General features: G+C 63.8%; 2 protein-coding genes and 1 pseudogene. 2 read left to right on the top strand and 1 reads right to left on the bottom strand.

Annotated elements, in window-relative coordinates; genetic code table 11:
- Both EOA60_RS30415 and lexA read left to right on the top strand, forming a co-directional pair.
- Positions 1-504: molybdopterin-binding protein (locus EOA60_RS30415; RefSeq protein ID WP_245502651.1), on the top strand; the 504-nt coding region annotated here is incomplete at its 5' end.
- Positions 505-620: 116 nt separating this feature from the next.
- Positions 621-1,355, top strand: coding sequence for a transcriptional repressor LexA (gene lexA / locus EOA60_RS30410; protein WP_066992799.1), 735 nt, complete (start codon positions 621-623; stop codon positions 1,353-1,355).
- Here lexA and EOA60_RS30405 read toward each other — a convergent pair.
- A pseudogene (locus EOA60_RS30405) lies at positions 1,349-2,070 on the bottom strand (competence protein); the annotation flags it as partial. The gene lexA and the pseudogene EOA60_RS30405 overlap by 7 nt on opposite strands.

The following is a 2,070-nucleotide window of genomic DNA, read 5'->3' as shown; positions in this document are numbered from 1 at the left end:
GTCATGGATCAAGTCGTGGTCGCCGACGTCATCGTCACGCTTGGCGGCGCCTCCGTCGGCGACCACGACTTGATCCATGACGTGCTGACCGGCGAAGGCATGCAGCTCGACTTCTGGAAGATCGCCATGCGTCCCGGCAAGCCGCTGATGTTTGGCCGGCTCGGCGACATTCGCTGCATCGGCCTGCCCGGCAATCCGGTCGCAAGCCTGGTCTGCTCGCAGCTGTTCCTGAAGCCGCTTCTGGCGCGGCTGGGCGGCCGGTCCTGCCGTCAGGAAATCCGCACGGCCCGGTTAGGCGTCGCAATGCACGCCAACGATCTCAGGCAGGACTATGTGCGCGCCGTGGTCCGCGAAGATGCGGGGGGGTTGATCGCAACACCGTTCGGCACCCAGGATTCCTCGATGTTGAGGATGCTCGCCGATGCCAATGGCCTGATCGTGCGCCAACCCTTCGCACCGGCGGCTGAAGCCGGCGAGGAGTGCACCGTTCTGATGTTACGCTGAACAAAACGTCAACACATTCACTAAACTTTAAACGGTTGCGGAACACAACTGGAACAGATAGTGTTTGTTCTGGGTTTGTTTTTCTGATTCTGGTTTCAGAACCCATGGGGGCCGCCATGCTGACGCGCAAACAACATGAACTGCTGATGTTCATCCATGAACGGCTCAAGGAAAGCGGCATTCCGCCGTCTTTCGATGAGATGAAGGAAGCGCTCGACCTTGCCTCGAAATCGGGCATCCACCGCCTGATCACGGCGCTGGAGGAGCGCGGTTTCATTCGCCGGCTTCCGAACCGGGCGCGTGCCCTTGAAGTGCTGCGCCTACCTGACTCGATCGCGCCCGGCCTCAATGCGGCGAAGAAGTTCTCGCCGAGCGTCATCCAGGGCGGCCAAGGCAATCTCGGCCGCCAGATCAAACCCGCGGCGCCCGCCCGCACGCCGACGCCCAGCAATGACGACGACGCCGTTTCAGCCGTCTCCATCCCGGTGATGGGTCGCATTGCCGCCGGCGTGCCGATCGACGCCATCCAGCACCAGACGCATTCGATCACAGTGCCGCCGGACATGATCGCGGGCGGCGAGCACTACGCGCTCGAGGTCAAAGGCGATTCGATGATCGAGGCCGGCATCTTCGACGGCGACACGGTCATCATCCGCAACGCCAGCACTGCGAGCCCCGGGGAGATCGTCGTGGCGCTGGTCGATGACGAGGAGGCGACGCTGAAGCGCTTCCGCCGCAAGGGCGCCTCCATCGCGCTCGAGGCTGCCAATCCGGCCTATGAGACGCGCATCTTCGGTCCCGATCGCGTCAAGGTTCAGGGCAAGCTCGTCGGGCTCATCCGCCGCTACTGAGGGGGCTGTGGCTTGGCCTCCGGCTTCTCGGGCTTCTTGTAAGGCGCCAACCCCCTCGCCTCACGCGAGTAGCGCCGCTGTTCGTGCCAAGGGCGGTACGGTTTTTCGACGGCGTATTGAATGGTTGCTCGCGCCGTCGCCGATTGCGGATCGAAGAAGACGGCGGCACTGCCGTCGCGCGCGAGCTGCCGCTTGGTGACGACGAGGATACGTGGATCGTGGCAGGGATTGTAGGCCGTGGCGTCGTTGATGACGATGAGGTCTGCGAAGTCGCAGGCAGGCCGGGCAGCTTCGCGGTTCTCGGCGAGCGCGACGATCGCGCCTGATGGATGCCGGCCAATGCAGAGATCGCCCGTGCAGTAAAAGGGCGATCCAGGCGGCAGGTCGACCGGATCGGCCAAGTCCAGCGTGCCCTTGGCGAATGTCTCCGGCGGCACGATCGTTTCGGCCTTGAGCGCACGTTTCCAGTTATCGGTGGTGAACTCGTTGGAGCGGGCGCGATTGATGGCGAGTTCGCCGCCGCCGATCGGCATCGCCACCAGATGCGCGTCCTCCGAGATCAGCAGGTCCGGCGTGCGCACCTGCGGGATGATCATCACGGCCGCGGCAGCGAAAGGAATTGCGGCCAGCCTGAGCCAGGTAGTCGCCATCGTGGCGATGACGAGCGCGATCGTCGCCAGCAGCACCGAATGGATCGAGATCAGGCCCACGGCAT

The sequence above is a fragment of the Mesorhizobium sp. M1A.F.Ca.IN.020.06.1.1 genome (assembly GCF_004023265.1).
Classification (GTDB): domain Bacteria; phylum Pseudomonadota; class Alphaproteobacteria; order Rhizobiales; family Rhizobiaceae; genus Mesorhizobium.
Note: the sequence above shows the minus strand (reverse complement) of the source record. Positions and strands in the feature narration are given on the sequence as shown.